Source organism: Lysinibacillus antri (assembly GCF_003977595.1).
GTDB lineage: Bacteria > Bacillota > Bacilli > Bacillales_A > Planococcaceae > Ureibacillus > Ureibacillus antri.
In genome coordinates this window covers 1-600 of sequence record NZ_RYYR01000083.1, presented here as the reverse complement: position 1 = coordinate 600, position 600 = coordinate 1, and the positions used below count along the sequence as shown (strand labels likewise).

Annotated in this window: 1 protein-coding gene; it reads left to right on the top strand. The window is 42.7% G+C overall.

The window, feature by feature from the left end:
- Window positions 1–116 precede the first annotated feature (116 nt).
- Entirely contained in the window at window positions 117–575 is a 459-nt protein-coding gene (pal, locus tag EK386_RS20755; protein WP_005596217.1) for a peptidoglycan-associated lipoprotein Pal, read from the top strand.
- The last annotated feature ends 25 nt before the right edge of the window (window positions 576–600 follow it).

The following is a 600-nucleotide window of genomic DNA, read 5'->3' as shown; positions in this document are numbered from 1 at the left end:
GTGTCCGCAGATGGGCGTTTCAAAGCTAACTTGCCGGGAGCAGGTGGACAATTTAAGTTTCCTGCTTGGTCACCGTATTTGACTAAATAAAATAAAATTCTTTTTAGGAGCAACAAATGAAAAAACTAGCTAAAGTATTGATGATTGCGGCACCAGCATTCGTATTAGCAGCTTGCAGCAGCTCATCAGACAATGCTAACGCAAATGCTAACGCAAACGCAGGTCAATTCGGCGGTATGACTGCTGAAGACTTACAAACTCGTTACAACACTGTGTACTTCGGTTTCGATAGCTACGCAGTTGAAGGTGAGTACCAACAACTTTTAGATGCACACGCTGCATACTTAACATCTGCAAACGGTAAAGTAACTGTTGCTGGTCACGCTGACGAACGTGGTACTCCAGAGTACAACATCGCATTAGGTCAACGTCGTGCAGACGCAGTTAAAAACTACTTAGCAACTAAAGGTGCTAACCAAGTTTCAACTGTTTCTTACGGTGAAGAAAAACCGGCTGTGTTAGGTCACACTGAAGCTGACTACGCTAAAAACCGTCGTGCAGTATTAGAATACTAATTTGTATTTAGTTACTGAATAGACG